Source organism: Modestobacter sp. SYSU DS0511, assembly GCF_054050755.1.
This window is the reverse complement of sequence record NZ_JBJGZY010000019.1, coordinates 1-22,984: the sequence shown is the minus strand read 5'-3', so window position 1 is coordinate 22,984 and position 22,984 is coordinate 1. Positions and strand designations below refer to the sequence as shown.

The 22,984-nt window shown below is 76.4% G+C and carries 18 protein-coding genes; 11 read left to right on the top strand and 7 right to left on the bottom strand.

The features are described from left to right. Positions 1–3 precede the first annotated feature (3 nt). The 4 genes from ACI783_RS11345 to ACI783_RS11330 are packed head-to-tail and all read right to left on the bottom strand — an operon-like array spanning position 4 to position 4,700. Positions 4–876, bottom strand: coding sequence for an oxygenase MpaB family protein (locus tag ACI783_RS11345; RefSeq protein ID WP_457140529.1), 873 nt, complete (start codon positions 874–876; stop codon positions 4–6). Further along, positions 873–1,817: an alpha/beta fold hydrolase gene (locus tag ACI783_RS11340; protein WP_457140528.1), complete on the bottom strand. Its 945-nt coding sequence runs from the start codon at positions 1,815–1,817 to the stop codon at positions 873–875. The genes ACI783_RS11345 and ACI783_RS11340 overlap by 4 nt, the downstream gene beginning before the upstream one ends. Positions 1,818–1,863: 46 nt before the next feature. After that, positions 1,864–3,090 (bottom strand): outer membrane protein assembly factor BamB family protein, encoded by a 1,227-nt coding sequence (locus ACI783_RS11335; RefSeq protein WP_457140527.1) that lies wholly within the window; start codon positions 3,088–3,090, stop codon positions 1,864–1,866. Next, positions 3,090–4,700: a DEAD/DEAH box helicase gene (locus tag ACI783_RS11330; protein ID WP_457140526.1), complete on the bottom strand. Its 1,611-nt coding sequence runs from the start codon at positions 4,698–4,700 to the stop codon at positions 3,090–3,092. The genes ACI783_RS11335 and ACI783_RS11330 overlap by 1 nt, the downstream gene beginning before the upstream one ends. A 523-nt stretch (positions 4,701–5,223) precedes the next feature. Here ACI783_RS11330 and ACI783_RS11325 point away from each other — a divergent pair. Next, the gene (locus ACI783_RS11325) at positions 5,224–5,898 is read left to right on the top strand and encodes a ferritin-like fold-containing protein (RefSeq protein WP_457140525.1); all 675 of its coding nucleotides are present in this window, start codon (positions 5,224–5,226) and stop codon (positions 5,896–5,898) included. Between the two features lie 119 nt (positions 5,899–6,017). Here ACI783_RS11325 and ACI783_RS11320 read toward each other — a convergent pair whose 3' ends face one another. Then, a complete protein-coding gene (locus ACI783_RS11320; protein WP_457084909.1) occupies positions 6,018–6,248 on the bottom strand; it encodes a DUF3107 domain-containing protein in 231 nt (76 codons plus the stop codon). 105 nt (positions 6,249–6,353) lie between these two features. Continuing rightward, complete coding sequence (locus ACI783_RS11315) at positions 6,354–7,004, bottom strand: TetR/AcrR family transcriptional regulator (protein WP_457084910.1); 651 nt, start codon at positions 7,002–7,004, stop codon at positions 6,354–6,356. Between the two features lie 103 nt (positions 7,005–7,107). Here ACI783_RS11315 and ACI783_RS11310 point away from each other — a divergent pair, with 103 nt between their 5' ends. The 8 genes from ACI783_RS11310 (at position 7,108) to ACI783_RS11275 (ending at position 19,352) form a co-directional block, all read left to right on the top strand. Beyond that, the gene (locus ACI783_RS11310; protein WP_457140524.1) at positions 7,108–8,133 is read left to right on the top strand and encodes an alpha/beta fold hydrolase; all 1,026 of its coding nucleotides are present in this window, start codon (positions 7,108–7,110) and stop codon (positions 8,131–8,133) included. 72 nt (positions 8,134–8,205) lie between these two features. Continuing rightward, the gene (locus ACI783_RS11305) at positions 8,206–9,225 is read left to right on the top strand and encodes a DUF3152 domain-containing protein (RefSeq protein WP_457140523.1); all 1,020 of its coding nucleotides are present in this window, start codon (positions 8,206–8,208) and stop codon (positions 9,223–9,225) included. A gap of 297 nt (positions 9,226–9,522) precedes the next feature. Then, positions 9,523–10,683 (top strand): adenylyltransferase/sulfurtransferase MoeZ, encoded by a 1,161-nt coding sequence (gene moeZ / locus ACI783_RS11300; protein ID WP_457140522.1) that lies wholly within the window; start codon positions 9,523–9,525, stop codon positions 10,681–10,683. 129 nt (positions 10,684–10,812) lie between these two features. Further along, positions 10,813–11,400 (top strand): TIGR03086 family metal-binding protein, encoded by a 588-nt coding sequence (locus ACI783_RS11295; protein ID WP_457140521.1) that lies wholly within the window; start codon positions 10,813–10,815, stop codon positions 11,398–11,400. Positions 11,401–11,733: 333 nt separating this feature from the next. After that, a complete protein-coding gene (locus ACI783_RS11290) occupies positions 11,734–12,366 on the top strand; it encodes a hypothetical protein (protein WP_457140520.1) in 633 nt (210 codons plus the stop codon). A gap of 3 nt (positions 12,367–12,369) precedes the next feature. Beyond that, positions 12,370–12,684, top strand: a complete 315-nt coding sequence (locus tag ACI783_RS11285) for an MGMT family protein (RefSeq protein ID WP_457140519.1) — start codon at positions 12,370–12,372, stop codon at positions 12,682–12,684. Positions 12,685–12,735: 51 nt separating this feature from the next. After that, entirely contained in the window at positions 12,736–15,951 is a 3,216-nt protein-coding gene (locus tag ACI783_RS11280; protein WP_457140518.1) for an ATP-dependent helicase, read from the top strand. Next, positions 15,948–19,352 carry an ATP-dependent helicase gene (locus tag ACI783_RS11275; protein WP_457140517.1) on the top strand — a complete coding sequence of 1,135 codons (3,405 nt, stop codon included), beginning with the start codon at positions 15,948–15,950 and terminating at the stop codon, positions 19,350–19,352. Before ACI783_RS11280 ends, ACI783_RS11275 begins: the two co-directional genes overlap by 4 nt. 73 nt (positions 19,353–19,425) lie before the next feature. Here ACI783_RS11275 and ACI783_RS11270 read toward each other — a convergent pair whose 3' ends face one another. Beyond that, positions 19,426–20,310: an alpha/beta fold hydrolase gene (locus ACI783_RS11270; protein WP_457140516.1), complete on the bottom strand. Its 885-nt coding sequence runs from the start codon at positions 20,308–20,310 to the stop codon at positions 19,426–19,428. Between the two features lie 59 nt (positions 20,311–20,369). Here ACI783_RS11270 and ACI783_RS11265 point away from each other — a divergent pair, with 59 nt between their 5' ends. Beyond that, positions 20,370–21,782, top strand: coding sequence for a dipeptidase (locus tag ACI783_RS11265; RefSeq protein WP_457140515.1), 1,413 nt, complete (start codon positions 20,370–20,372; stop codon positions 21,780–21,782). 1 nt (position 21,783) lies between these two features. Continuing rightward, a complete protein-coding gene (locus ACI783_RS11260; RefSeq protein ID WP_457140514.1) occupies positions 21,784–22,671 on the top strand; it encodes a DUF2510 domain-containing protein in 888 nt (295 codons plus the stop codon). Positions 22,672–22,984: the final 313 nt, after the last annotated feature.

Here is a 22,984-nt window from a genome sequence, read left to right as displayed (position 1 = left end):
CCGCTACGCGCTGAGCGCGGCGTCGTCGGCGACTCTCTCCCGGGCGGCGCGCACGATCGGCGACTCCCGCACCCGGGCGGGCACCGCCAGGGCTGCCTGCCGGAACGCGCGCACCGCCGCGGTCGCGGCCGCGTCGGTGATGCCCAGCCCGGGCAGGCCGTAGAGCCGGCGGGCCCACTGCGGGAGCGTCGCCGCGCCCAGGCCGGCCAGGGTGCTCCACGCGGGGCGGGCCGGGGTGAACAACTGCACCCAGCCCGGCATCGGCGGTGCGAGCACGAAACGCGAGGCGGTCCGCGCGGCGGGGGTGACCGCCAGTCGCGGCCGCGTCCGGTCCAGGTAGCCGGCCAGCTCGGCAGCGGTCGTGGGGACGTCGCCTTCCTCGCAGCCGATGAGCACCGCGGCCACCACCTGCTCGGCGACGTAGCGGTCGGCGTCGTCGTCGGTCAGCGGGACCCCCGCGCGGCGGGCGGTGGACAGCAGCGAGTCGACCTCGCAGCAGTGCACCCACAGCAGCAGGTCGGCGTCGTCGACGGAGTAGGCGCGCCCGGTGGTCTCCTCCACCGCCGACTTGTCCCGGTGCATCCCGCGGACCCGGCGCACCGCGCGCAGCGCGTCCCGGCGGGTGCCGAAGGTGAGCGTCGCGACGTACTCGGCGGTGCGGGTCAGCCGTGCCCACGGCTCGCTGCCGAAGGCCTCGGAGAACTGGTGGACGCCGTCCATCGCCACCGGGTGCAGCGCCTGGAGCAGCAGCGCCCGGATGCCGCCCACGGAGAACGCCGGGTCGGCGTGGATCCGCCAGCTGATGCTGTCCGGGCCGAAGAAGCCCAGCCGGTCCTCCGCCGCGGTGAACTCGCGCAGCGACGGCGTCGGCCTCACCGCACCGCCCCGGCGTCGTCGGCGGACCGGGCGGCGGCGGTCGAGGCAGCGGGATCGGCGAGGAAGTCCAGCAGCACGGCGAGCGTGCGGGCCGGGTTCTCGATCGCGGGGGAGTGCACCGCCTGCGGGATGACCTCGTGCCGGGCACCCAGCCGCGCGGCCATCTCCGCCTGCAGCGCCGGGCGCCACGCGTCGTCGGCGATGCCGTGCGCCACGAGCACCGGGACCCCGGTGGCGGCCAGCTCGGCCACCCGGTCGGGCTCACCGAGCATCGCGTCGGCCATGCCGCGCAGGCCGGCGGCGCTGTTGGCCAGGAAGCGGCGGGTGAGGAACTCGCGGGTGGGGGCGGGCACCGCCTGCGCCCGGGGGTCGGTCATCGCGAGCTGTTCCAGGGTGTCGCTGACCAGCTGCACGCCGCCGGCGTCCAGCAGCGGGGAGAGGTGGTCCAGCAGCTCCGCGCGGGGGCCGGTCAGCGCGGCCGGGCCGCTGCCCAGCAGGGTCAGCGAGGCGAACAGCGCCGGGTCGGCGAGCACGGCGGCGCGGGTCACGATGCCGCCGAAGCTGTGGCCCAGCAGGTGCACCGGGCGGCCGTCCTGCTCCTGCAGCTGGCGGGCCACGGTGACGACGTCGGCGGCGAGCTCGGCCACGGCGTAGGCGGCCGGGTCGTCCGGGCCCGGGGACTCGTACTGCCCGCGCTGGTCGATCGCGACGGCGCGCAGGCCGGCGTCGGCCAGCGGCGTCAGCAGCGGCGCGAAGTCCTCCTTGCTGCCGGTGTAGCCGGCCACCAGCAGCACGGTGGCGCGGGCGTCCCGGTCGGCGCCGGTGTCCAGCGCGGCGATCGGCCCGCTGCCACCCCGGAAGGTGACCGGCCGGGCGTCGTGCACGGCGAGCTGGCGGAGGTCGTCGGGGGCGGCGTGCTCGGAACCACCTGGCAGGACCATGTCACCGAGTGTGCACCGGACCGCCCGACGGTCGTCCGGCCACCCGTCAGCGGAAGGCGCGGACCTCTCCCGGGGTGGCGACGACGACCGTCGGCCCGACGACGGCGGTGCGGCCACCGGAGGGCACCTCGCCCCCGACCGTGGACCGGCCCAGCTCGGCGCCGTCGGCCAGCGCCCGGCGGACGAACGCGCCGTCCTCGGGCACCAGCACGTCGGTGACCGGGGAGTTGCCCACCGCCGCGGGCAGCCCGAGCGCCGGCCGGCTCCAGCGGGGTTCGCCGGTGCCCTGGTCCAGTGCGATCAGCGTGCCGCGGACCCACAGCAGGGCGACGTCCTCGACGCCGGCCTGCAGCAGTGGCTCGCTGCGTTCGTCGGCGCCGGCGGGCAGCGGCGGCAGGTCGAGCACCCGCAGGGTGGCGCCGTCGGCCGGGTCGAGCACGGTGACCGTGTCCCCGACGACGACGTCGACCAGCCGGTCGGCGCCGACCAGCCGCGCCGTCGCGGGACCGGTGTCCAGCTCGCGGGTCCAGGTGAGGCCGCCGCCGAGGCCGTCGTAGAGCAGCACCTGCAGCGGGGAGCCCTCGCCGCAGCGCTGCAGCACGGCCACGCCGGTGCTGCCGGCGTCGGCGTCGACGAACCGGCAGCCGTCCGCGGGGGAGACCCGCCAGCGCGTGTTGTCGCCGGTGGGGTCGATGGTGACGATCCCGGTCGGGGTGCTGGCCAGCAGCACCTGCTCGGTGCTGGTCAGGTCGACGTCGGTGCGGAAGCGCACGTTGCGGTACCAGGCCCGCTCCCCGGTGGCCGCGGTCAGCGCGGTGAGCTCGTTGCACCGGCTCGTGGTGCGGAAGGCCACGATCACCAGGCCGTCGACCGCGGTCGCGTCGCACAGCTGTGCGTTCGACCGCCGGTAGTGCCAGGCCTCCGTGCCCGTGGCGGCGTCGAGCAGGGCCACCCCGTGCTCGTCGGTGACCAGCACCCGCCCGCTCGCCACCACCGGTCCGCGCAGGTCCGCGCGGGTCGGGGCCGACCACGCCGCGGTCAGCGCGCCGGCCGGTGCCTGGTCGGCCACGGACGCCGGTGGTGCGGTCGTCGAGGAGGTCGCGGCGACGTCGGAGGTCAGCCACAGCGAGACGGCGACGGCGGCCACCACGAGGGTGACCGCCGTCCAGACCCACACCCGCAGCGGCGGGCGCGAGGCGACGCGCCGGAACGGCCTGCCTTCAGGAGCCCGCCCCGAGCGGAGCGGGGAGCGGGGGGAAGGCAGGTCCTTCATCAGGCGGGAGGCTCGCCGCCGCCGGCCGAGCCGGAGTCGGCGCTGCCGCCGGTCGTGTCGCCCCCCGCCGAACCGCTGCGCTTGGCGCCGCCACGGCGCCGGCGGCGGCGCTTCGGCGCGCCACCGTCACCGGTGGCCGAGGCGGTCGCGGTGGGCGCGCCCTCGCCGCCACCGGCCGCGCCTGCGGCCGGTGCGTCGTCGCCGAGGGCGGCTGCCGCACCCGCGGCGGCCTCCCCGCCACCGCGCGTGCGCCGGCGCGGGCGGCTCTTGCTGGGCCCGGCCGACGGCTCGGCGTCCTCCCGGCCGGGGCCGGAGTGGTTCGCGCCGCCGGGGCCGCGACCCGAGCCGGTGGCGGAGCCACCGCCGGCCCGCTGGCGCTTGCCGGTCTCGCCGAGGTCCTCGAGCGTCTCGGCGCCCAACCCCTCGCGGGTGCGCTGCGAGCGGGGCAGCCGGCCCTTGGCCGTGGTCGGCACGTCCAGGTCGGTGTAGACCCACGGCGACGTGGAGTAGGTCTCCGGCGGGTCGGCGAAGTCGAGGTCCAGCGCCTTGTTGATCAGCTGCCAGCGCGGGATGTCGTCCCAGTCGACCAGGGTGACCGCGACGCCGGTGCTGCCGGCGCGGCCGGTGCGGCCGATCCGGTGGACGTAGGTCTTCTCGTCCTCGGGGCACTGGTAGTTCACGACGTGGCTGACACCGGTGACGTCGATGCCGCGCGCGGCGACGTCGGTGGCGACGAGCACGTCGACCTTGCCGGCGCGGAAGGCGCGCAGCGCCTGCTCGCGGGCGCCCTGGCCCAGGTCGCCGTGCACGGCGGCGGCCGCGAACCCGCGGTCGACCAGCTCGTCGGCGACCTTCTGCGCGGTGCGCTTGGTGCGGCAGAAGACCATCACCAGGCCGCGGTCGCGGGCCTGCAGCACCCGGGACAGCAGCTCGGGCTTGTCCAGGTTGTGCGCCCGGTAGATGAACTGGGTGGTCTGCGGGACCGTCGAGCCCTCGTCGTTGCCGTGTGCCCGGATGTGCGTGGGCTGGGTCATGAACGACCGCGAGAGCGTGACGATCGGGCCGGGCATGGTCGCGGAGAACAGCATCGTCTGCCGCTTCTCCGGGACCATCGCCAGGATGCGCTCGATGTCGGGCAGGAAGCCCAGGTCGAGCATCTCGTCGGCCTCGTCGAGGACCAGCCCGCGGACCTTGCCCAGGATCAGGTGTCCCTGCTGCGCGAGGTCCAGCAGCCGGCCGGGGGTGCCGACGACGACCTCGACCCCGGCCTGCAGCGCGGCGACCTGCGGCTCGAAGGCGCGGCCACCGTAGATGGCCTGCACCCGGATGCCGCGCTTGGCGCCGGCGGCGGCGAGGTCGCGGGAGACCTGCACGCACAGCTCGCGGGTCGGGACGACGACCAGCGCCTGCGGGACGCCGTCCGCGCCCTCGGCCGGCGGGGTGACCCGCTGCAGCAGCGGGACGCCGAAGCCCAGGGTCTTGCCGGTGCCGGTGCGGGCCTGCCCGATGAGGTCGTTGCCGGCCAGCGCCAGCGGCAGCGTCAGCTCCTGGATGGCGAAGGTGCGGGTGATCCCCACCTCGGCCAGCGCGGCCACGATGTCGGGGTGCACGTCGAAGTCGCTGAACAGCGGGCTGTCGCTGGCGACGGGGGCGCCGCCGAGCTCCTCGACCTGCTGCTCGAGCTCCTCGGGAGCGGGCGCGCCGGTCTCGGCGTGCTCCAGCTCCGGAGCGGCGGGGGCGTTGTCCGTGGGGGTGTTCTCGATGGAGGTCAGTTCTCTCGCCTCGGTCTGGTGGGGGACCGTCGGCGTCGTGGTCCGGCCCCGGTGTCGGGGCGCCGCCGGCGACGCACGCCGGTCCCGGTCGGTTCCGGGATTGTCGATCCAGCGCCGACGCGGCCAGTTCGACCGGGCGTCGAGTGCAGACTGCCCGGGAGAGCTCCGGGAGGAGCGTCATCCAGCGGTCATCAGCGCACACGGAATTGCATTGCGGTCGTGCACTTCGGTGAACGGACCTCGCGGCCCGCACATTCCATCCTAGCCTGCGGCAGCCCGTTAACCTGCCGGTGCGCCGCTGCGACACCGCCGGGACCACCCGGCGGGGGCAGGGCGGACGGCGACGGGGGGCGGACGCGGAGTGGGTGCCGACGGGCGCGTGCTGGACGCCGAGGTGCAGCGGCGGGCGGTCGTGGAGCTGCTCGGCGTGCTCTCCTACGCCGAGCTCACCGCCTTCGACCGGCTGGCCGAGGACGCCCGGATGGCGCCGACGCTCGCCGGCCGCGCCGCGCTGGCCCGGATGGCGGCCGCGGAGATCGACCACCACGGCCGGCTGGCCGCCCGGCTGGTCGAGCTGGGGGTGGACCCGGCGGAGGCGATGGCGCCGTTCGTCGCCGCCCTGGACGGCTTCCACGACCAGACAAGGGCCGGGAGCTGGCTGGAGGGGCTGGTCAAGGCCTACGTCGGCGACGGCCTGGCCACCGACTTCTACCGCGAGGTCGCGGCGTTCCTCCCGCATCCTGACCGTGCGCTGGTGGAGGAGGTGCTCGCCGACACCGGGCACGCCGACTTCGCCGTCCGGGAGGTCCGCGCGGCGATCGCCGCCGACCCGACGGTGGCCGGGCGGCTGGCGCTGTGGGCCCGTCGCCTCGTGGGTGAGGCGCTCACCCAGTCGCAGGCGGTGATCGCCGAGCACGACGACCTCGCCGACCTGATGATGACCGGCACCGGCGACCTCGCCGGTGTCGGCCAGCTGCTGCAGCGGCTCACCGAGGCGCACGGCGTGCGCATGCGGGCCCTCGGTCTGAACCCCTAGCGACGCCGAGGGGGCGCCACCGCGGCTGCGGTGACGCCCCCTGGTGGGCTGATGGAACGGCCCCGGTGCCGGGGCCCGCGACGAGCGTCAGCGCGTCGTGGGGGCACCGGGGTCCTTCTTCAGCCGGAGATGAAGCCCACCCGGCGCTGGTCGGCCTCGGCGATCTCGACGTAGGCGATCCGGTCGACCGGGACGACGACGCGGCGGCCGCGCTCGTCGACCAGCGTCAGCAGGCCGTCCTTGGACGCGCTCATGGCCTTGGACACCTCGGCCGCGATCTCGTCGGGGCTCTTCGGGCTGTCGATGACCAGCTCGCGGGGGGAGTGTTGGACACCGATCTTGACTTCCACGTGGAGATGCCTCCTCAGGTCTGGCTGCTCCGGCCCACGCTAGTGCAGCGCCCGCGGGTCAGCCGGTCCGGCGGATGCGCCGTCAGCGAACGACGGCGCCGGACGTCACTGCCCGTCGCCGTCGTCGCGGCGGGGGAAGCCGGAGATGCCGCGCCACGCCAGCGCGGACATCAGCGCCACCGCCTCGTCGCGCGACAGGGTGCCCTTGCGGGCCAGCCACCAGCGGGCGCTGCTCTCCGCCATGCCGGTCAGCCCCGCGGAGAGCAGCAGCGCCCGCTCCTCGTCGGCGCCGGTGTCGGCGGCGATCACCTCGGCGATCGCCTCGGTGACCGCGCGGGTCCCGCGGCCGGCTAGCTCGGAGACCTGCGGGTCGTTGCGCAGATCGGACTCGAAGACCAGGCGGAACGCCTCGCCGTCGGCGTCGATGAAGTCGAAGTAGGCGCCGACCGCGCCGTCGACCCGCGCCCGGTTGTCGTCGGTGCCCGCCATCGCCTGCCGCACCCGGTCGGTGAGCTCGTCGACCTGCTGCTCCAGCAGCGCCAGATACAGCTCCCGCTTGCCGGGGAAGTGCTGGTAGAGCACCGGTTTGCTGACCCCGGCCCGGTCGGCGATGTCGTCCATCGCCGCGGCGTGGTAGCCCTGGGCGACGAAGACGTCCTGGGCGGCGCGCAGCAGCTGCAGTCGGCGGGCGCCGCGCGGCAGGCGGGCGGTCCGGCGACCGGCCGGCGGCGCGGGAGCGGGGAGGCTGGGCTGCATGGCCCGGCGATCGTACCGGCGGGTAGGTCGGACGACGTCGTACCGGCCCGCGGTCGGGCGGCTCCGGCGGGCGGGGTCGCGTCGGTGTTCTACCGTCGAGCGGGTGACCGACGCACGGCTGTCCGAGAGCCCGCTGCCGCGGCTGGGCCGGTTGCTCCCGCCCTGGCCCGGGGAGATGGTGCCCGTCTCCGGCGGCGAGGTCTTCGTCCGCTCCACACCCTGGCGTGGGCCCGTCGACGGCTCGGACGTCGCCACGGCCCCGCGGGAACGGGCGCTGTACGTGCACGGGCTGGGCGGGGCCTCGACCAACTGGACCGACCTCGCCGGACTGCTCGCCGTCCGCTTCGAGGGCCACGCCCTGGACCTGCCCGGGTTCGGCCGGTCGGGCCCGCCGCGGCGCTACTCGATCGAGCGGCACGCGCAGGCCGTCATCGACGTCCTGGAGTGGGTCGCCGCCCGCCCTGGGCCGGGGCAGGGGCGGCCGGTGCACCTGATCGGCAACTCCCTCGGCGGGCTGGTGAGCGTGTGGGTGGCCGCGCGCCGTCCGGACCTGGTCGCCACCCTCTCGCTGATCTCCGCGGCCATGCCGGTCTACCGGGTGCCCGCCGCCTTCGACCGGGCGATCACCCTGGTCCTGCTGCCGGGGGTGCCGGCGCTGGCCGAGAAGCGGCTGGCCGGGGTGAGCCCCGAGGAGCGGGTGCGGGGGCTGGTGCAGGCCTGCTTCGGCAACCCCGACGCGGTCCCACCCGAGCGCCTGCAGCAGGTCGTCGAGGAGATGCGGGAGCGCGACGAGCAGCCCTGGGCGGGGCAGGCGCTCACCCGCAGCCTGCGCGGCCTGATGACCTCCTACCTGCGGTTCGGCCGGGCCAACGCCTGGCGCATGGCCCGGTCGGTGCGGATGCCGTCCCTGGTGGTCACCGGCGACCGGGACCGCCTGGTCGACCCGGCGCTCGCCACCCGGCTCGCCGACGTGCTGCCCGACGCCCGCCTCCAGGTGCAGGCCGGCATCGGCCACCTGGCGATGATGGAGGCCCCCGAGCCCACCGCCCGGGCCGTGCTCGCCCTCGCCGAGGACGTCGCGGACGGCGCCCGGGCCGCCGGACGGGACTCCTCGACGGCGCAGGCCTGAGCCGGACACGCGACCGGGACACCGCCCGGCGGCTCTGCCGCCCCGCCCGGGATCCGTGAGAGCCTGGCCGCCGTGGCCAGCCCCGACGACCGTCCCGGTCGCCACCCGGCGCGGCCACCGCGGCCCCCCGTCCCGGTTCCCCGGTCCGCGGGGACGGCCGGCCGCCAGCGCCCCGTCCGTGCGGGTGCACCCGCCGCCGGTGCCTCGGCGCGCAGTGCCGGCTCGCGCACCGGACCACTGGTCGCCCGGCCCGACCCGGTGCCGCGGGCCCGCCGCCAGGCGCCGCCGCCCGCGGGTCCGATCCGGCGGTTCACCCGCCGGTACGGCTGGCGCGCCTACGCCATCCCGGTGCTCACCCTGGCCACCGTCCTCACCCTGGCCGACGTCGCGCTCAGCGGCGCGGACCAGGCCCCGGTCGCCGATCCGGCTGCGGCGCCCTCATCGGTCACCGCCCCCGCCGTCGAGCCGACGCCCACGCCGACCGAGCAGGCGCCGGCCGAGGGGGAGGGCGCACCCACCGAGCAGCCCCCGCCGCCGGCCGCCGCGCCCACCTACGTCGAGCAGGGCGCGGGCAGCGTCTCGGTCGTCGACGGCAGCTCGCAGGTCCACGGCACCGGACCGCTGCAGCGGTTCGTCGTCGAGGTGGAGGACGGCATCGGGGTCGACGGCGCCCAGTTCGCCGCCGCCGTCGAGGGCATCCTCGGCGACCCGCGCTCCTGGGGCGCCGGCGGGCAACGGTCCTTCCAGCGGGTGGGCGCGGCCGAGGCCGCCGCGGGGGAGTACGACTTCCGGGTCAGCCTGGTCAGCCCCGGCAGCATGGAGACCTACTGCCCCGGGGTGGGCACCGGCGGCTACACCTCCTGCCGGTACGGCGAGCGCGCTGTGATTAACCTGGCCCGCTGGGAGACCGCCGTTCCCGACTACGGCGGCGACATCCCCACCTACCGGCAGTACGTGGTCAACCACGAGGTCGGGCACGCGCTGGGCAACGGGCACCAGCCGTGCCCCGGGCCGGGGCAGCTCGCGCCGGTCATGCAGCAGCAGACGCTCGGTCTGCAGGGCTGCGTCAAGAACGCCTGGCCGTATCCGTGACATCGCGGTCCTCCGGATCGCACCGCGGCCAGGTGCCGTCCCCCTGCTGCGCTGAGCCGTTCCCAGCGGCTGCGCCGGGGACCCTCCGGGCCCCGCGTCGCCTCCGCTGAGGCGGCTGGCGCCGCCGGTCTCCGTACTCCTGGTCGGTGCTGCCCCGTCGTCCTGGTCGGGCGCGCGTCCCGGTGGGTGGGACGGCGTGCGGGACCGGGATTACCGGCCCGTGTCAGGCTGTTGCGCAGTCCAGGACGCCGGCTCGGGCCGGCGCGCCTGACGACACAGCCGTGTGAGGAGCGCCCCGTGCAGTTGCCACCCCTGGTGGAGCCCGCCGACGACCTGTCGATCGACGAGGTCCGCCGCTACAGCCGCCACCTGATCATCCCCGACGTCGGGATGGACGGGCAGAAGCGGCTCAAGAACGCCAAGGTGCTCGCCGTCGGCGCCGGTGGCCTCGGCTCGCCGGTGCTGATGTACCTGGCCGCGGCCGGCGTGGGCACCCTGGGCATCGTCGAGTTCGACACCGTCGACGAGTCCAACCTGCAGCGCCAGATCATCCACGGGCAGTCCGACGTCGGCCGCTCCAAGGCCAAGAGCGCCGCGGACTCGATCCGGGAGATCAACCCCTACGTCGACGTCCGCCTGCACGAGACGCGGCTGGACAACGAGAACGTGCTGGAGATCTTCAGCCAGTACGACCTCATCGTCGACGGCACCGACAACTTCGCCACCCGGTACCTGGTCAACGACGCCGCCGTCCTGCTGAACAAGCCGTACGTGTGGGGCTCGATCTACCGGTTCGACGGCCAGGTCTCGGTCTTCTGGAACGAGCACGGGCCCAACTACCGCGACCTCTACCCGGTGCCGCCGCCGCCCGGCATGGTCCCCAGCTGCGCCGAGGGCGGTGTCCTCGGTGTGCTGTGCGCGACCGTCGGCGCCATCCAGGCCACCGAGGCGGTCAAGCTGATCACCGGCATCGGCGAGACGCTGCTCGGCCGGCTCATGGTCTACGACGCCCTGGAGATGACCTTCCGCACCATCAAGGTGCGCAAGGACCCCGAGGGTGAGCCGATCACCGGGCTGATCGACTACGAGAGCTTCTGCGGCGTCGTCTCCGACGAGGCCCAGCAGGCCGCGGCCGGCTCGACGATCACCGTCGACGAGCTCAAGGACATGATGGACTCCGGCAAGGAGTTCGAGCTGATCGACGTCCGCGAGCCCAACGAGTACGAGATCGTCTCGATCCCGGGTGCCAAGCTCATCCCCAAGGACGAGATCCTCTCCGGCCGGGCCCTGGCGCAGCTGCCCAACGACAAGCCGATCGTGCTGCACTGCAAGACCGGCGTCCGCTCCGCGGAAGCGCTGGCCGCGGTGAAGAACGCCGGGTTCAAGGACGCCGTGCACGTGCAGGGCGGCGTCACCTCCTGGGCCACCCGGATCGACAAGACCCTGCCCACGTACTGAAGGACCCCCTCGCCCCCCGACCCTCGCTCCGCTCGGGCCGGGACCCTGCGAGGGGGCCGAAGAGCAACTCACCTGGGCCCCGGCTCCGCCACTGGGCGGGCCGGGGCCCAGGTGCGTTCTACTGGCGGCATGCCCGCGCCCAGCCACACCGACCTGCTGCTGCTCTTCCAGCGGGCCCAGGCGCAGTTCACCGACCGGGTGGACGCCGTGGAGCCCGGGGAGTGGGACGCTCTCGCGCTGCCCGAGTGGAGCGTCGCCGACCTGGTGGCGCACCTGACCAGCGAGCAGCTGTGGGTGCCGCCCCTGCTGGCCGGCGAGCCGCTGGAGGTCGTCGCCCAGCGCATCCCCACCGACACCGACGAGCTGATCGGCACCGACCCGCTCACCGCCTGGGAGACCGCCGCCGACGGTGCCCTGGCGGCGTGGGCCGACCCCGCCGTCCTCGACCGCACGGTGCAGCTGTCCGCCGGTCCGGCGAGCGCCGCCGACTACCTCACCGAGATGACCGCCGACCTCACCGTGCACGCCTGGGACCTCGCCCGGGCCGTGGGTGGCGACACCCACCTGGACCCCGAGCTGGCCGCAGCCGCCTTCCGGTACGCCGAGGCCAACCTCGGGGACGACGGGCAGCCCGGCCTGTTCGCCGCCCCGGTCGAGCCGCCACCCGGTGCAGACCTGCAGACCCGGCTGCTGGCGAGGTTCGGGCGTCGCTCCTGAGGGTGGGTCGTGGGCCCGTTCGGCCCGATGACGCGCGTCACGCACCTAGGCTCCGTCGTCGAACAGCCGAGCCGGAGGTCCGCACGCATGAGCCAGCCACCCCAGGGACCGCCCCCGCAGGGACCCCTCGACGCGCAGCCCGCCGGGCAGGCTCCGTGGGCTCCCGAGCCGGGTGCCGGCTGGGGGATCCCGCCGGTCGGCCAGCCGTCGGCCGGCGGCTGGGGTCCGCCGCCCGGGCAACCCGGCACCTGGGGTGCTCCGGGAGGTCCGGCCCCGTGGGGCGAGGGAGCCGGTGGGCCCGGTGCGCCGGGGCCGGACCGGAAGCGGACCCTGGTGGTCACCGCCGCAGCCGCGGTGGCCCTGCTGGCCGTGGTCGCCGTCGGGCTGGTGCTGTGGCTGAAGGGTGGCGGGGACGAGGAGGCACCCACCGCGGCCGGCCACTCGGCCGAGACCTCGACCTCCGCCTCCCGGCCGGCGGCCCCCTCGTCGTCCGCGGGCGCCGAGGCGTTCTCCGCGAGCCCCAGCATCAGCGTGACGGAGTTCCTCGCCTCGCTGCCGGACGACTTCGCCGAGTGCAGCGAGGCCGAGCCGATCGGTGACGGCGACGTCGTCGCCGCCGCCTGCGGCGCGGCGTCGACCCAGCCGGGCCCGACCGACGCGATGTTCCTGCGCTATCCCGACGTCGACACGCTCGACGACGTGTTCGTCGCCGACGTCGGCGGTCTGGGGCTGGAGGAGTGGGCCGGCGCGACCGACTGCACCGAGGACGGCTACGGCGTGTGGGCGCGCGGGGAGGGCGGCGCCGGCGGGCTGCTCGGCTGCGGGCTGACCGATGGCACCGCGTTCCTCTACTGGACCGACGACGAGTTCCTCACCGAGGGCGTGGTGAGCGCGCCGGGGGAGACCCAGGACGACGTCGTCGCGCTCTACGAGTGGTGGGTCGAGAACAGCGACTTCGTGAGCTGACCCGTGGGGTCAGCGGGGGAGGGCCGGTCGGCCGCCGACGTCGACGAGGCCGTCCTCGACGCGGTCGAGGCCATCCCGCCGGGTCGGGTCAGCACCTACGGGGCCATCGGCCGCCTGGTCGGCGTGGGCCCCCGGCGGGTGGCCCGGGCGCTGTCGGCCGGCGGCGGGGCCGTCCCGTGGCACCGCGTCGTGCGCGCCGACGGCACCCCGGCCGAGCCGGTGCGGGTGCGCCAGCTCGCGCTGCTCGCCGCCGAGGGCGTGCCGGTGCGCGGCATCCGGGTCGACCTCGCGGCCGTCGGCTGGCCCGACGAGCCCTGAGCCGGCGGCGCGCTCCCGGGGACCGTCGGTGGGTCGTGTTCTCATCGAGGGGTGCGGGGGGACGGCGGGGTCGCGACGGGGGAGCCGGTCTACCGGCTGGTGCAGCCGGAGGCGGTGCCGGTCGTCCGTCCCCGGCTCGACCCGACCCAGCAGGCGGTGGTCGACCACCCGGGCGGGCCGCTGCTGGTGCTGGCCGGGCCCGGCACCGGGAAGACGACGACGATCGTGGAGGCCGTCGCCGCCCGCATCGAGGCCGGCGCCGACCCCGAGCGCCTGCTGGTGCTCACCTTCAGCCGCAAGGCCGCCGGCGAGCTGCGCACCCGAATCACCGCCCGCGTGGGGCGCACCATCCGGGAGCCGGTGGCCCGCACGTTCCACTCCTACGCCTTCGGCGTCCTCCGGCGAGCCGCCGTGCTCCGGGGTGAGCCGGCGCCTCGGCTGCTGACTGCGGCCGAGCAGGACGCCGTCGTCGCCGAGCTGCTCGCCGGCGACGTCGCCGAGGACGGCGTGCGCTGGCCCGACGAGCTCGCCGCGGCGCTGCAGACCACCGGCTTCCGGGAGGAGCTGCGCGAGCTGCTGCTGCGCGCGACCGAACGGGGCATCGACCCCGAGCGGCTGGCCGCCTGGGGCCGTGACCGCGGCCTGCCGCACTGGGTGGCCGCCGCCCGCTTCGCCGACCAGTACGCCGGGGTGTCCGCCTTCGCCACCGCCGCCCGCGGCGGTGCCAGCGGCTACGACCCCGCGGAGCTGGTGCGCACCGCGATCGACGAGCTGCGCGCCGACCCCGACCTGCTGCGCACCGAGCGGGAGCGGGCCCGCTGGCTGTTCGTCGACGAGTACCAGGACACCGACCCGGCGCAGGTGGAGCTGGTCGAGCTGCTGGCCGGCGGCGGTGGCGACCTGGTCGTCGTCGGCGACCCCGACCAGGCCATCTACGCCTTCCGCGGGGCCGAGCCGCGGGGCATCGTCGAGTTCCCCACCCGCTTCCGGCACCGCGACGGCCGCCCCGCCGACCGGCTGTCGCTCGGCGTCTGCCGCCGCTCGGGGGCCGAGCTGCTCGCGGTCAGCCGCCGGGTCGCCGAAGGGCTGCCCGGCCCCTGGGAGCACCGCCGGCTCGCCCCCGGCGAGGGGATGCCCCCCGGAGAGGCGGAGGTGCACGTCTTCGACTCCCCGGCCACCGAGGCGGCGTTCCTCGCCGACACGCTGCGCCGGGCACACCTGCTCGACGGCGTGCCCTGGTCGCAGATGGCGGTGGTGGTCCGCTCGGCAGCGGCGGGGCTGGCTCCGGTGCGTCGCGCGCTCACCCAGGCCGGGGTGCCGGTCGCGGTGTCCGCCGACGACGTCGCGCTCGCCGCCCAGCCGGCGGTGCAGCCGTTCCTCGCCGCGCTGGGGGCGCTCCTCCCAGCGCAGTCCGCGGTCGACGGTGAGCCAGCTGAGGCGGGGTTCGACGAGCCGGGCGCGGAGGCGCTGCTCGCCTCGCCGCTGGGCGGGGCCACCGTCCTCGACCTGCGCCGGCTGCGCCGCGCGGCCCGGCGGGCGCTGGTCGACCGCGGGGAGGACGCCGGCTCCCGCGGCGCGCCGCTGGCCGCGGTGCTCGCCGACGCCACTCTCCTGGACGCACTGCCCGAGCACGTGGCCCGGCCGGCCGCCCGGGTCGCCCGGGTGCTGTCGGCCGGGCGGCTCGCGCTGACCACCGGTGGTTCCGCCGAGGACGTGTTGTGGGCGATGTGGCAGGCCAGCGGGCTGAGCCACCGCTGGGCCCGGGCCAGCGCCGCCGGCGGGCCGACCGGCGCGGTCGCCGACCGCGACCTGGACGCCGTCGTCTCGCTCTTCGACGCAGCCGCTGCCTTCGTCGACCGGCTGCCGCACGCCGGGGTGGCCGCCTTCGTCGCACACCTGGGCGCCCAGCAGCTGCCCGGTGACAGCGGCGCGGCCCGGGCACCGGCCGGTGAGACGGTCCGGCTGCTCACCGCGCACGCCAGCAAGGGCCTGGAGTGGGACGTGGTCTGCGTGGCCGGGGTGCAGGACGGCGTCTGGCCGGACCTGCGCGCCCGGGCCAGCCTGCTCGGCGCCGAGGACCTGGTCGACGCCGCCGGGGGCACCGACCCGGAGACCCTCGACCGCCGCACGCTCGCCCTCGCCGAGGAGCGCCGGCTGTTCTACGTGGCCTGCACCCGCGCCCGGCGGCGGCTGCTGGTCACCGCCGTCGACGGCGCGCTGGAGGGCGGGGACGCCGGGGCCGCCGCGTCGCGCTTCCTCGACCTGGTCGACCCGCTGCCGCGCGGCGGCGACGGCGCCCGGCCGCACACGTCGCTGCCCCGGCAGCTCACCCTCCCGGCGCTGGTCGCCGAGCTGCGCCGGCACCTGACCGACCCGCAGACCCCGTCGCCGCGCCGGTCCAGCGCCGCCGCCGTGCTGCGCCGGCTGGCCGACGAGCGGGTGCCGGGTGCCGACCCGGCGGGCTGGTGGGGGCTGGCTCCGCTGTCCGACGACGCCCCGCTGGTCGACCCGGCCGACGTCGTCCCGGTCCGGCCGTCGGCGATCGACACCTTCCAGCGCTGCCCGCTGCGGTGGGTGCTCGGCGCGGTCGGCGCGGAGGCGGCGCCGGAGGCGACCCGCACCGTCGGGTCCGCGGTGCACGACGTCGCCCAGCGGGTGGCCGAGGGCCTGCCCCCGGCCGAGGCCGCGGCGGTGCTGGACACCGAGCTCGACGGCCTGGACCTCGGGCCCGGCTGGTTCGACCAGCGGCAGCGGGACCGCGCCCAGGAGATGCTGGCCAAGTTCCTCGCCTGGCACGCGAAGGGCGACCGCGAGCTGGTCGCGGCCGAGGAGGACTTCGACGTCGTCGTCGGCCGGGCGCGGCTGCGCGGTCAGGTCGACCGGCTGGAGCGCGACGCCGACGGCCGGCTGGTGGTGGTCGACCTCAAGACCGGCAAGACCGCGCCGCGGACCGTGGAGGAGCACGGCCAGCTCGCGGCCTACCAGGTGGCCGTCGCCGAGGGCGCCTTCGAACGGCACGGCACGGTGAGCGGAGGAGCCGCGCTGCTGCAGGTGGGCGGTGCGCAGAAGGCGGCCAAGGAGCACGCGCAGTCGCCGCTGCCTCCCGACGTCGACCCGCGGCAGACCTGGGCCGGGGAGCTGATCGCGGAGGTGGGCGAGGGCATGGGTGCCGGCACGTTCGTCGCACGCACCGACACCGATTGCGAGCGCTGCGCGTTCCGGCGCAGCTGCCCGGTGCAGGAGTCCGGCCGGCAGGTGACCCAATGAGTGCCTCTTCCGGTGTCTCCCGGCCCCGTTCCGGGTTCCCTCGCGAGGGTGCGAGCGGAGGGGAGAACGGGGTCCTTCACCAGCTGTCGTTCGACCTCCCCGGTCTCGGGCCGGTCGGTGAACCGGCGCTGCCGGAGCTGCTCACCCCCGCCGAGGTCGCCGCCCGGTGCGGCCTGAGCTACGCGCCGTCCCCCGAGCAGGCCGGTGTCGTCTCCGCACCGGTCGACCGGCCGCTGGTCGTCGTCGCCGGCGCCGGGTCGGGCAAGACCGAGACGATGGCCGCCCGGGTCGCCTGGCTGGTGGCCAACCAGCTGGTCGCGCCGGAGGCGGTGCTCGGGCTGACCTTCACCCGCAAGGCCGCCAGCGAGCTCAACGCCCGGGTGCGGCTGCGGCTGGGCGCGCTGGCCGAGCACCCCGACACCGACCCGGCGCTGCGCGAGCGGCTGACCGTCGCCGCGCCCACCGTCGCCACCTACCACGGGTACGCCGCCGGGATCGTCGCCGAGCACGGGCTGCGGATCGGGGTGGAGCCCGGCGCCGGTGTGCTGGGCCCGGCCATGTGCTGGGGACAGGCCGCCACCGTCGTCGCCGGCCACACCGGCGACATGGCCGACGTGGCGCTGGGCCTGGTCACCACCACCGAGGACGTGCTGCAGCTGGCCGCCGAGCTGGGCGAGCACGACGTCAGCCCGGACCGGCTGCGCGCCTGGACCGCCCGCTTCGAGGCCCAGCTGCGCGGCTACGCCGACGCGGGCCGCAAGAAGGGCCCCTACGCCGACGTGCTGGCCATGCTGGCCCGGCAGCGGGCCCGGGTGGCGCTGCTGCCGATGGTCGAGGCGTTCGAGGCGCGCAAGCGGGCCGCGGGCGCCATCGACTACGCCGACCAGGTGGCCTACGCCGCCCGGGTGGCGGTCAGCTCCCCGGAGGTGGGCCGCCGCGAGCGGGCCCGCTGGCGCGTGGTGCTGCTCGACGAGTACCAGGACACCAGCGTCGGTCAGCTGCGCATGCTCGAGGCACTGTTCGGGGGGCCCGGTGGGCACCCGGTGCTCGCCGTCGGCGACCCACGGCAGTCGATCTACGGCTGGCGCGGCGCCTCGGCCGGCACGATCGAGCGGTTCGCCCGCACCTTCCCCGGCACCCCCGAACGGCCGGCCGAGCGGCTCACGCTGTCGACCAGCTGGCGCAACGACCGGGCGGTGCTCGCCGTCGCCAACACCGTCGCCGCCGCGCTGCCGGAACCCGAGCAGCCGCTGCCGGACCTCACGCCGTCGCCGGTCGCCGGCCCGGGGGCGGTGCACGTCGGGCTCTACGAGACCGTGGCCGAGGAGACCGCGGCGCTCGCCGACCGGCTGGCCGCCGAGTGGCACGGTCCCGGCCCGGACCGTCCTGCCGAGAAGCGCCCGACGATCGCGGTGCTGGCCCGCCGCCGGGCCCAGCTGCCCGGCATCGCCGCGGCCCTGCGGGAGCGCGGGCTGCCGGTCGAGGTGGTCGGCCTCGGTGGGCTGCTCGACGTGCCGGAGGTCTCCGACGTCGTCGCCACGCTGCGGGTGCTGGTCGACCCGACCGCCGGTGACGCGCTGGGCCGGCTGCTCACCGGCGCCCGCTGGCGGATCGGCCCGCGCGACCTCGCCGCGCTGGAGGGCCGGGCGCGGTCACTGGTGCGTGAGCGGCGGACCGCGGCCGCCGAACCCGGACCGCCCGGCGACGTCGCCGCCGCCCCCACCGAGGGCGCCACCCCCGAGCTGCCCCGGGAACGGGGCAGCATCATCGAGGCGCTGGACGACCTCGGCCGTCCCGAGGCGTACTCCGCCGAGGGCTTCCGCCGGCTCCGGCGGCTGGGCACCGAGCTGGGCACCCTGCGGGGGCGGCTGGGGGAGTCGCTGCCCGACCTGGTCGACGAGGTGGTCCGGGTCCTGGGCCTGGAGACCGAGCTGGCCAGCCACCCCGACGTCACCCCCGGCCGGGCGCGCACGCACCTCGACGCGCTGCACGAGGTCGCCGCCCAGTTCGCCGAGCTCGCCGAGCTGCCCTCGCTGCCGGCGTTCCTCGGCTACCTCGCCGACGCCGAGGTCCGCGAGCGCGGGCTGGAGCCGGGGGAGGTGGCGGTCAACCCGGAGGCGGTGCAGCTGCTCACCGGCCACTCCGCCAAGGGGCTGGAGTGGGACGTCGTCGCCGTCCCCGGCATGACCGTCGGGCAGTTCCCGGCCAAGGGCGACGCCTCCGACTCCTGGATCCGCGACCCCGGCGCCGTCCCGGTCGACCTGCGCCTCACCGACCGCGCCGAGCTGCCCCGGCTGCACCTGCCCGTGCCCGGCTCCGGTGACCAGGCCGCGGTCCGCGACGCGCTGGCCGACTACGTCGCCGAGTGGAAGGACTTCGGGCTGGCCGAGGAGATCCGGCTCGGCTACGTGGCGGTCACCCGGGCCAAGCACCTGCTGCTGTGCTCGGGCAGCTGGTGGCGCGACGGCAAGACCGTGTGCGGGCCGTCCTCGCTGCTGCTCGCGGTCAAGGACGCGGTCGACGCCGGTGCCGGCGTCGTCGACGCCTGGGCCGAGGCGCCGGCCGACGACGCGGAGAACCCGGCGCTGGCCGAGTGGCCGATCGGCGTGTGGCCGGCCGACCCGCTGTCCTCGGGACGGCGCCGCGCGTTGAGCGCCGCCGCCGAGCTGGTCGCCGCCAGCCGGCCGCACCCGCTCACCGACGAGGCGTTGCAGGCCACCGACGACCCGCTGGTCGCCGACTGGATCCGCGACGCCGACCTGCTGCTGCGCGAGCGGGCCGAGCACTCCCGCGGCACGGTCGAGGTGGCGCTGCCGGCACACCTGTCGGTGTCGGCGCTGGTGGCGTTGCGCCGCGACCCGGCGGAGCTGGCCCGGCGCCTGCGCCGCCCGATGCCGGCCGCGCCGGCGCCGCTCGCCCGCCGGGGCACCGCGTTCCACGCCTGGCTGGAGGAGCGGTTCGGCACCTCCCGGCTGATCGACCTCGACGAGCTGCCCGGCTCCGGCGACGCCGAGGCCGCCCCCGACGAGGCGCTGTCGGCGCTGCAGGAGGCGTTCCTGGCCAGCGAGTGGGCCGACCGGCAGCCGGTCGACGTGGAGGCGCCGTTCGAGACACCGCTCGGGCCGCTGACGCTCCGCGGGCGGATCGACGCCGTCTACGCCACGCCCGACGGCGGCTACGAGGTCATCGACTGGAAGACCGGCCCGGTGCCCGGCGCCGCGGAGCTCGCCGCCGCGGGCGTGCAGCTGGCCGCCTACCGGCTGGGCTGGTCGCGGCTGACCGGAGTGCCGGTCGAGCGGGTCAGCGCCGGCTTCCACCACGTCGCCGCCGGGGTCACCCTGCGCCCGGTCGACCTGCTCGACGAGGCCGGCCTGCTCGCCCTGGTCATCGGCACCGCCTGACGGTGTGCGCTGAGTGTCAGTTGTCGGCTGTTGAACCAGCAGACAGCGCACACCGTCGGACCCGGGCCAGGAGTCAGCTCGGTGGCGTGAGGTGGTGCCGGCGCGCCGGGTCGAACGCAGCGCCGGTGAGCACCCGCTCGATGATCGCCCCGGCCAGCGCCTCGGGGGCCTGCTCCGGCACCCAGTGCGTGATCCCCGGCAGCTCGACGAACCGGTAGTCGCCGGTCACCTGGTCCGCGCACGCCTCGGCGGCGGTGCGGCCGATCGCCACGTCGCCGTCGCTCCACACGAACGTCGTCGGCACCTCGACCGGGTCGACCCGGGTGCTCGCGTCCATCGCCCGGTACCAGTTCAGCGCGGCGGTCAGCGCGCCCGGCGCCGACAGCAGGTGGACGTAGGCGTCGACCGCCTCGGCCGGCACCCCGGGCGCCTCCAGCAGCCGGCGCAGCCGCCGCGCGTCGTCGGCGAGCAGCACCTCCTCCGCCTCACCGGCCCGGCGGAACAGTCGGATGTAGCTCGACCGCTCCTGCTGCTCCCGGTCCGCGCGGTAGGCGAGGGTGAACGCCGTCGGGTGCGGCACCGAGACCGCGGTCAGCGACGCCACCCGGTCCGGGTGCCAGGCGGCCAGCGCCCACGCCACGTTCGCCCCCCAGTCGTGGCCGACCACGTGCGCCACAGGCACGTCCAGCGCCGTCATCAGATCGGCGGTGACCTGCACCAGGTTGGGCAGCGCGTAGGCGTCGACGTCCAGCGGCCGGGCGCCGGGGGAGTAGCCCAGCTGGTCGGGGGCAAGGGTGCGCAACCCGGCCTGCGCCAGCAGCGGCGTCACCGCCGACCACGACAGCGACGTCTCCGGGAAGCCGTGCAGCAGCAGCACCGGCAACCCGTCGTCCGGTCCGTCGGTCCGGACGTCGAAGGTCAGGTCACCGACGTCCACCTGCAACATCCCCACCGGCATGCACGCAACGTAGCCGCCACTGCGCCGGTCGGCTCGGCACCCCGCGTTACCGTTCGGCGGTGAGCAGCAGCGCCGAACGCGACTTCGTCACCGCCCACCTCGAGGACCTGCACGCCGACCTCGACGCGTGGCTGCGGATCCCGTCGATCTCCGCCGACCCGGCCCACGCCGGCGACGTGCGGGCCAGCGCCGAGTGGCTGGCCGAGGCGCTGCGCCGCACCGGCTTCCCGACCGTGGAGATCTGGGAGACCCCCGGCGCCCCGGCGATCTTCGCCGAGTGGCCCTCCGCCGACGCCGGCGCCCCCGTCGCCCTCGTCTACGGCCACCACGACGTCCAGCCGGTCGACCCGCTGGAGCTGTGGGAGCACCCGCCGTTCGAGCCGACCCGCGTCGAGGGCCCCGACGGCCCCGAGCTGCACGCCCGTGGCGCCATCGACGACAAGGGCAACGTCGCCTTCCACCTGCTCGGCATCCGCGCCCACCTCGCCGCCACCGGCCGGAACACCCCCGCGGTCACCGTCAAGCTGGTCATCGAGGGCGAGGAGGAGTCCGGCTCGCCGCACTTCGCGGAGCTGCTCCGGGAGAAGCGGGACCGCCTCGACTGCGACGTCGTCGTGGTCAGCGACACCGGCATGGCCGCCCCCCACCTGCCCAGCGCCGTCACCTCCATGCGCGGGCTGGCCGACGCCGAGATCACCCTGCGCGGCCCGGCCGTCGACCTGCACTCCGGCTCCTTCGGCGGGGCGGTGCCCAACCCGCTGCACGCGATGGCCGAGCTGATCAGCGCGCTGCACGACGACCAGGGCCGGGTCACCCTCCCCGGCTTCTACGACAAGGTGCGGCCGCTGTCGGACCGCGAGCGCGAGCTGATGGGCCGGGTGCCCTTCGACGAGGCCGCGTGGCTCGCCGGCCCGGCCGCCTCCCGGGCCACCACCGGTGAGGCCGGGTTCAGCACCCAGGAGCGCATCGGCGCCCGGCCGACGGCGGAGGTCAACGGGATGTGGGGCGGGTACACCGGCCCCGGCCACAAGACGATCATCCCGGCCGAGGCGCACGCCAAGCTCACCTTCCGGCTGGTCGCCGACCAGCGGCCGGAGGAGATCGCCGACCAGGTGCGCACCTGGGTCGAGCAGCACCTGCCCGCCGGCATCGAGGCCGAGGTGCACGCCCCACCCGGCGGCGTCGCCCCCTGCGCCAGCGACCTGGACTCCCCGTACATGGACGCGCTGCTGTCGGCGATCGCCCAGGCCTGGGACAGCACCCCGGATCAGGTGCTGTTCATGAAGGAGGGCGGCAGCGGCCCGGAGGCCGACCTCGTCGAGCAGCTGGGCGCGCCGCTGGTGTTCCTCGGCGCCGGGCTGCCCACCGACCGGATCCACTCGCCCAACGAGCGGGTGCTGCTGCCGATGCTGCACCGCGGCGCGGAGGCGGCCGCCCACCTGTGGCGCGAGCTGGCGACCGTCGCCCGCTGACGTGACCGCGCCCGGAGCCGCCCCACCCGGCTGGTACCCCGACCCGGACGGCGCCCCGGGGCTGGTGCGGTGGTGGAACGGTGCCGGCTGGTCCGACGTCACCACCCCCGCCGGCCCCGGGGTCAGCGTCGGCCGGGCGTTCGAGGCGCCCAGCCGGCCGGCCACCGGCCCGGCCGCCTGGGAGGCGTGGGGCGCCGGGGAGCCCGCGCCCGCCCCCCGGTCACGCCGGCCGCTGCTGGTCGGGCTCGGCGCCCTGCTGGTGGTCGCCCTCGTCGTGCTCGTCGGGGTGCTCGTCGGCCGCTCCGACGATGACGGGGCGGGCGCCCCCGTCGCCCGGCCCAGCAGCGAGCCGGGCACCCCGTTCCCCCCGGGCACGGTCCGGGTCATCGACGAGGCCGCCGGGATCTCCTACCCCTGGCTGGGCGACGGCTGGTTCGAGTGGGACCGCGGCGACCAGATCGAGACCACCGCGACCGCCGGGCAGTACTTCGTCACCCAGGAGGAGCTGCCCGACGCGTTCGACTCCTTCATCGCCCAGTGCACCTCCGGGCCGTTGGTGTCCGCGTTCGGGTGGAGCGGCCCGGCCAGCCTGCAGATCACCACGACCACGATCGCCGACTTCGTCCGGGACGCCCACTACCCGGGACCCAACGAGCGCACCGTGCGCCGGGACGAGGCGGTCACCGTCGACGGCGCGCAGGCCTGGGTCTACGAGTTCGACCTCGCCTGGGACGTCGAGGGCTACGACGCCACCGGGGAACGGGCCGCGCTGCTGCTCGTCGACGTCGGCCGCGAGGCCCCGGCGCTGCTGTACGTCTCGGTCCCCAACACCCACGCCGAGCTCTACGGCGTCGTCGACCGCGTGCTGGAGTCCGTCGAGGTGCTGTGACATCGGTCGGCCTACCGGCCTCCGCCGCGGCCAGGTGCCGTACCCCCCCCCGCGGACGCGGAGCCGTTCCCGGCGTTCCCGGCGTTCCCGGCGTTCCCGGCGTTCCCGGCGGGACCCTCCGGGCCCCCGACGGCCCCACCGACCGGCTCTCGCCGGGCCCCCGGGCAGGTGCCGGGCTCAGCCGCCACTGATCGGCGAGGGGCGTGGGGGGGGGGGGGGGGGGGGGGGGGGGGGGGGGGGGGGGGGGGGGGGGGGGGGGGGGGGGGGGGGGGGGGGGGGGGGGGGGGGGGGGGGGCGGGGTCGAGGGTGGGGG

Excerpts from the sequence above, each read along its gene's own strand:
- ACI783_RS11340 (WP_457140528.1), bottom strand. The coding sequence starts at position 1,817 with ATGGTCCTGCCAGGTGGTTCCGAGCACGCCGCCCCCGACGACCTCCGC.
- ACI783_RS11335 (WP_457140527.1), bottom strand. The coding sequence starts at position 3,090 with ATGAAGGACCTGCCTTCCCCCCGCTCCCCGCTCCGCTCGGGGCGGGCT.
- ACI783_RS11315 (WP_457084910.1), bottom strand. The coding sequence starts at position 7,004 with ATGCAGCCCAGCCTCCCCGCTCCCGCGCCGCCGGCCGGTCGCCGGACC.
- ACI783_RS11295 (WP_457140521.1), top strand. The coding sequence starts at position 10,813 with ATGCCCGCGCCCAGCCACACCGACCTGCTGCTGCTCTTCCAGCGGGCC.
- ACI783_RS11275 (WP_457140517.1), top strand. The coding sequence starts at position 15,948 with ATGAGTGCCTCTTCCGGTGTCTCCCGGCCCCGTTCCGGGTTCCCTCGC.
- ACI783_RS11270 (WP_457140516.1), bottom strand. The coding sequence starts at position 20,310 with ATGCCGGTGGGGATGTTGCAGGTGGACGTCGGTGACCTGACCTTCGAC.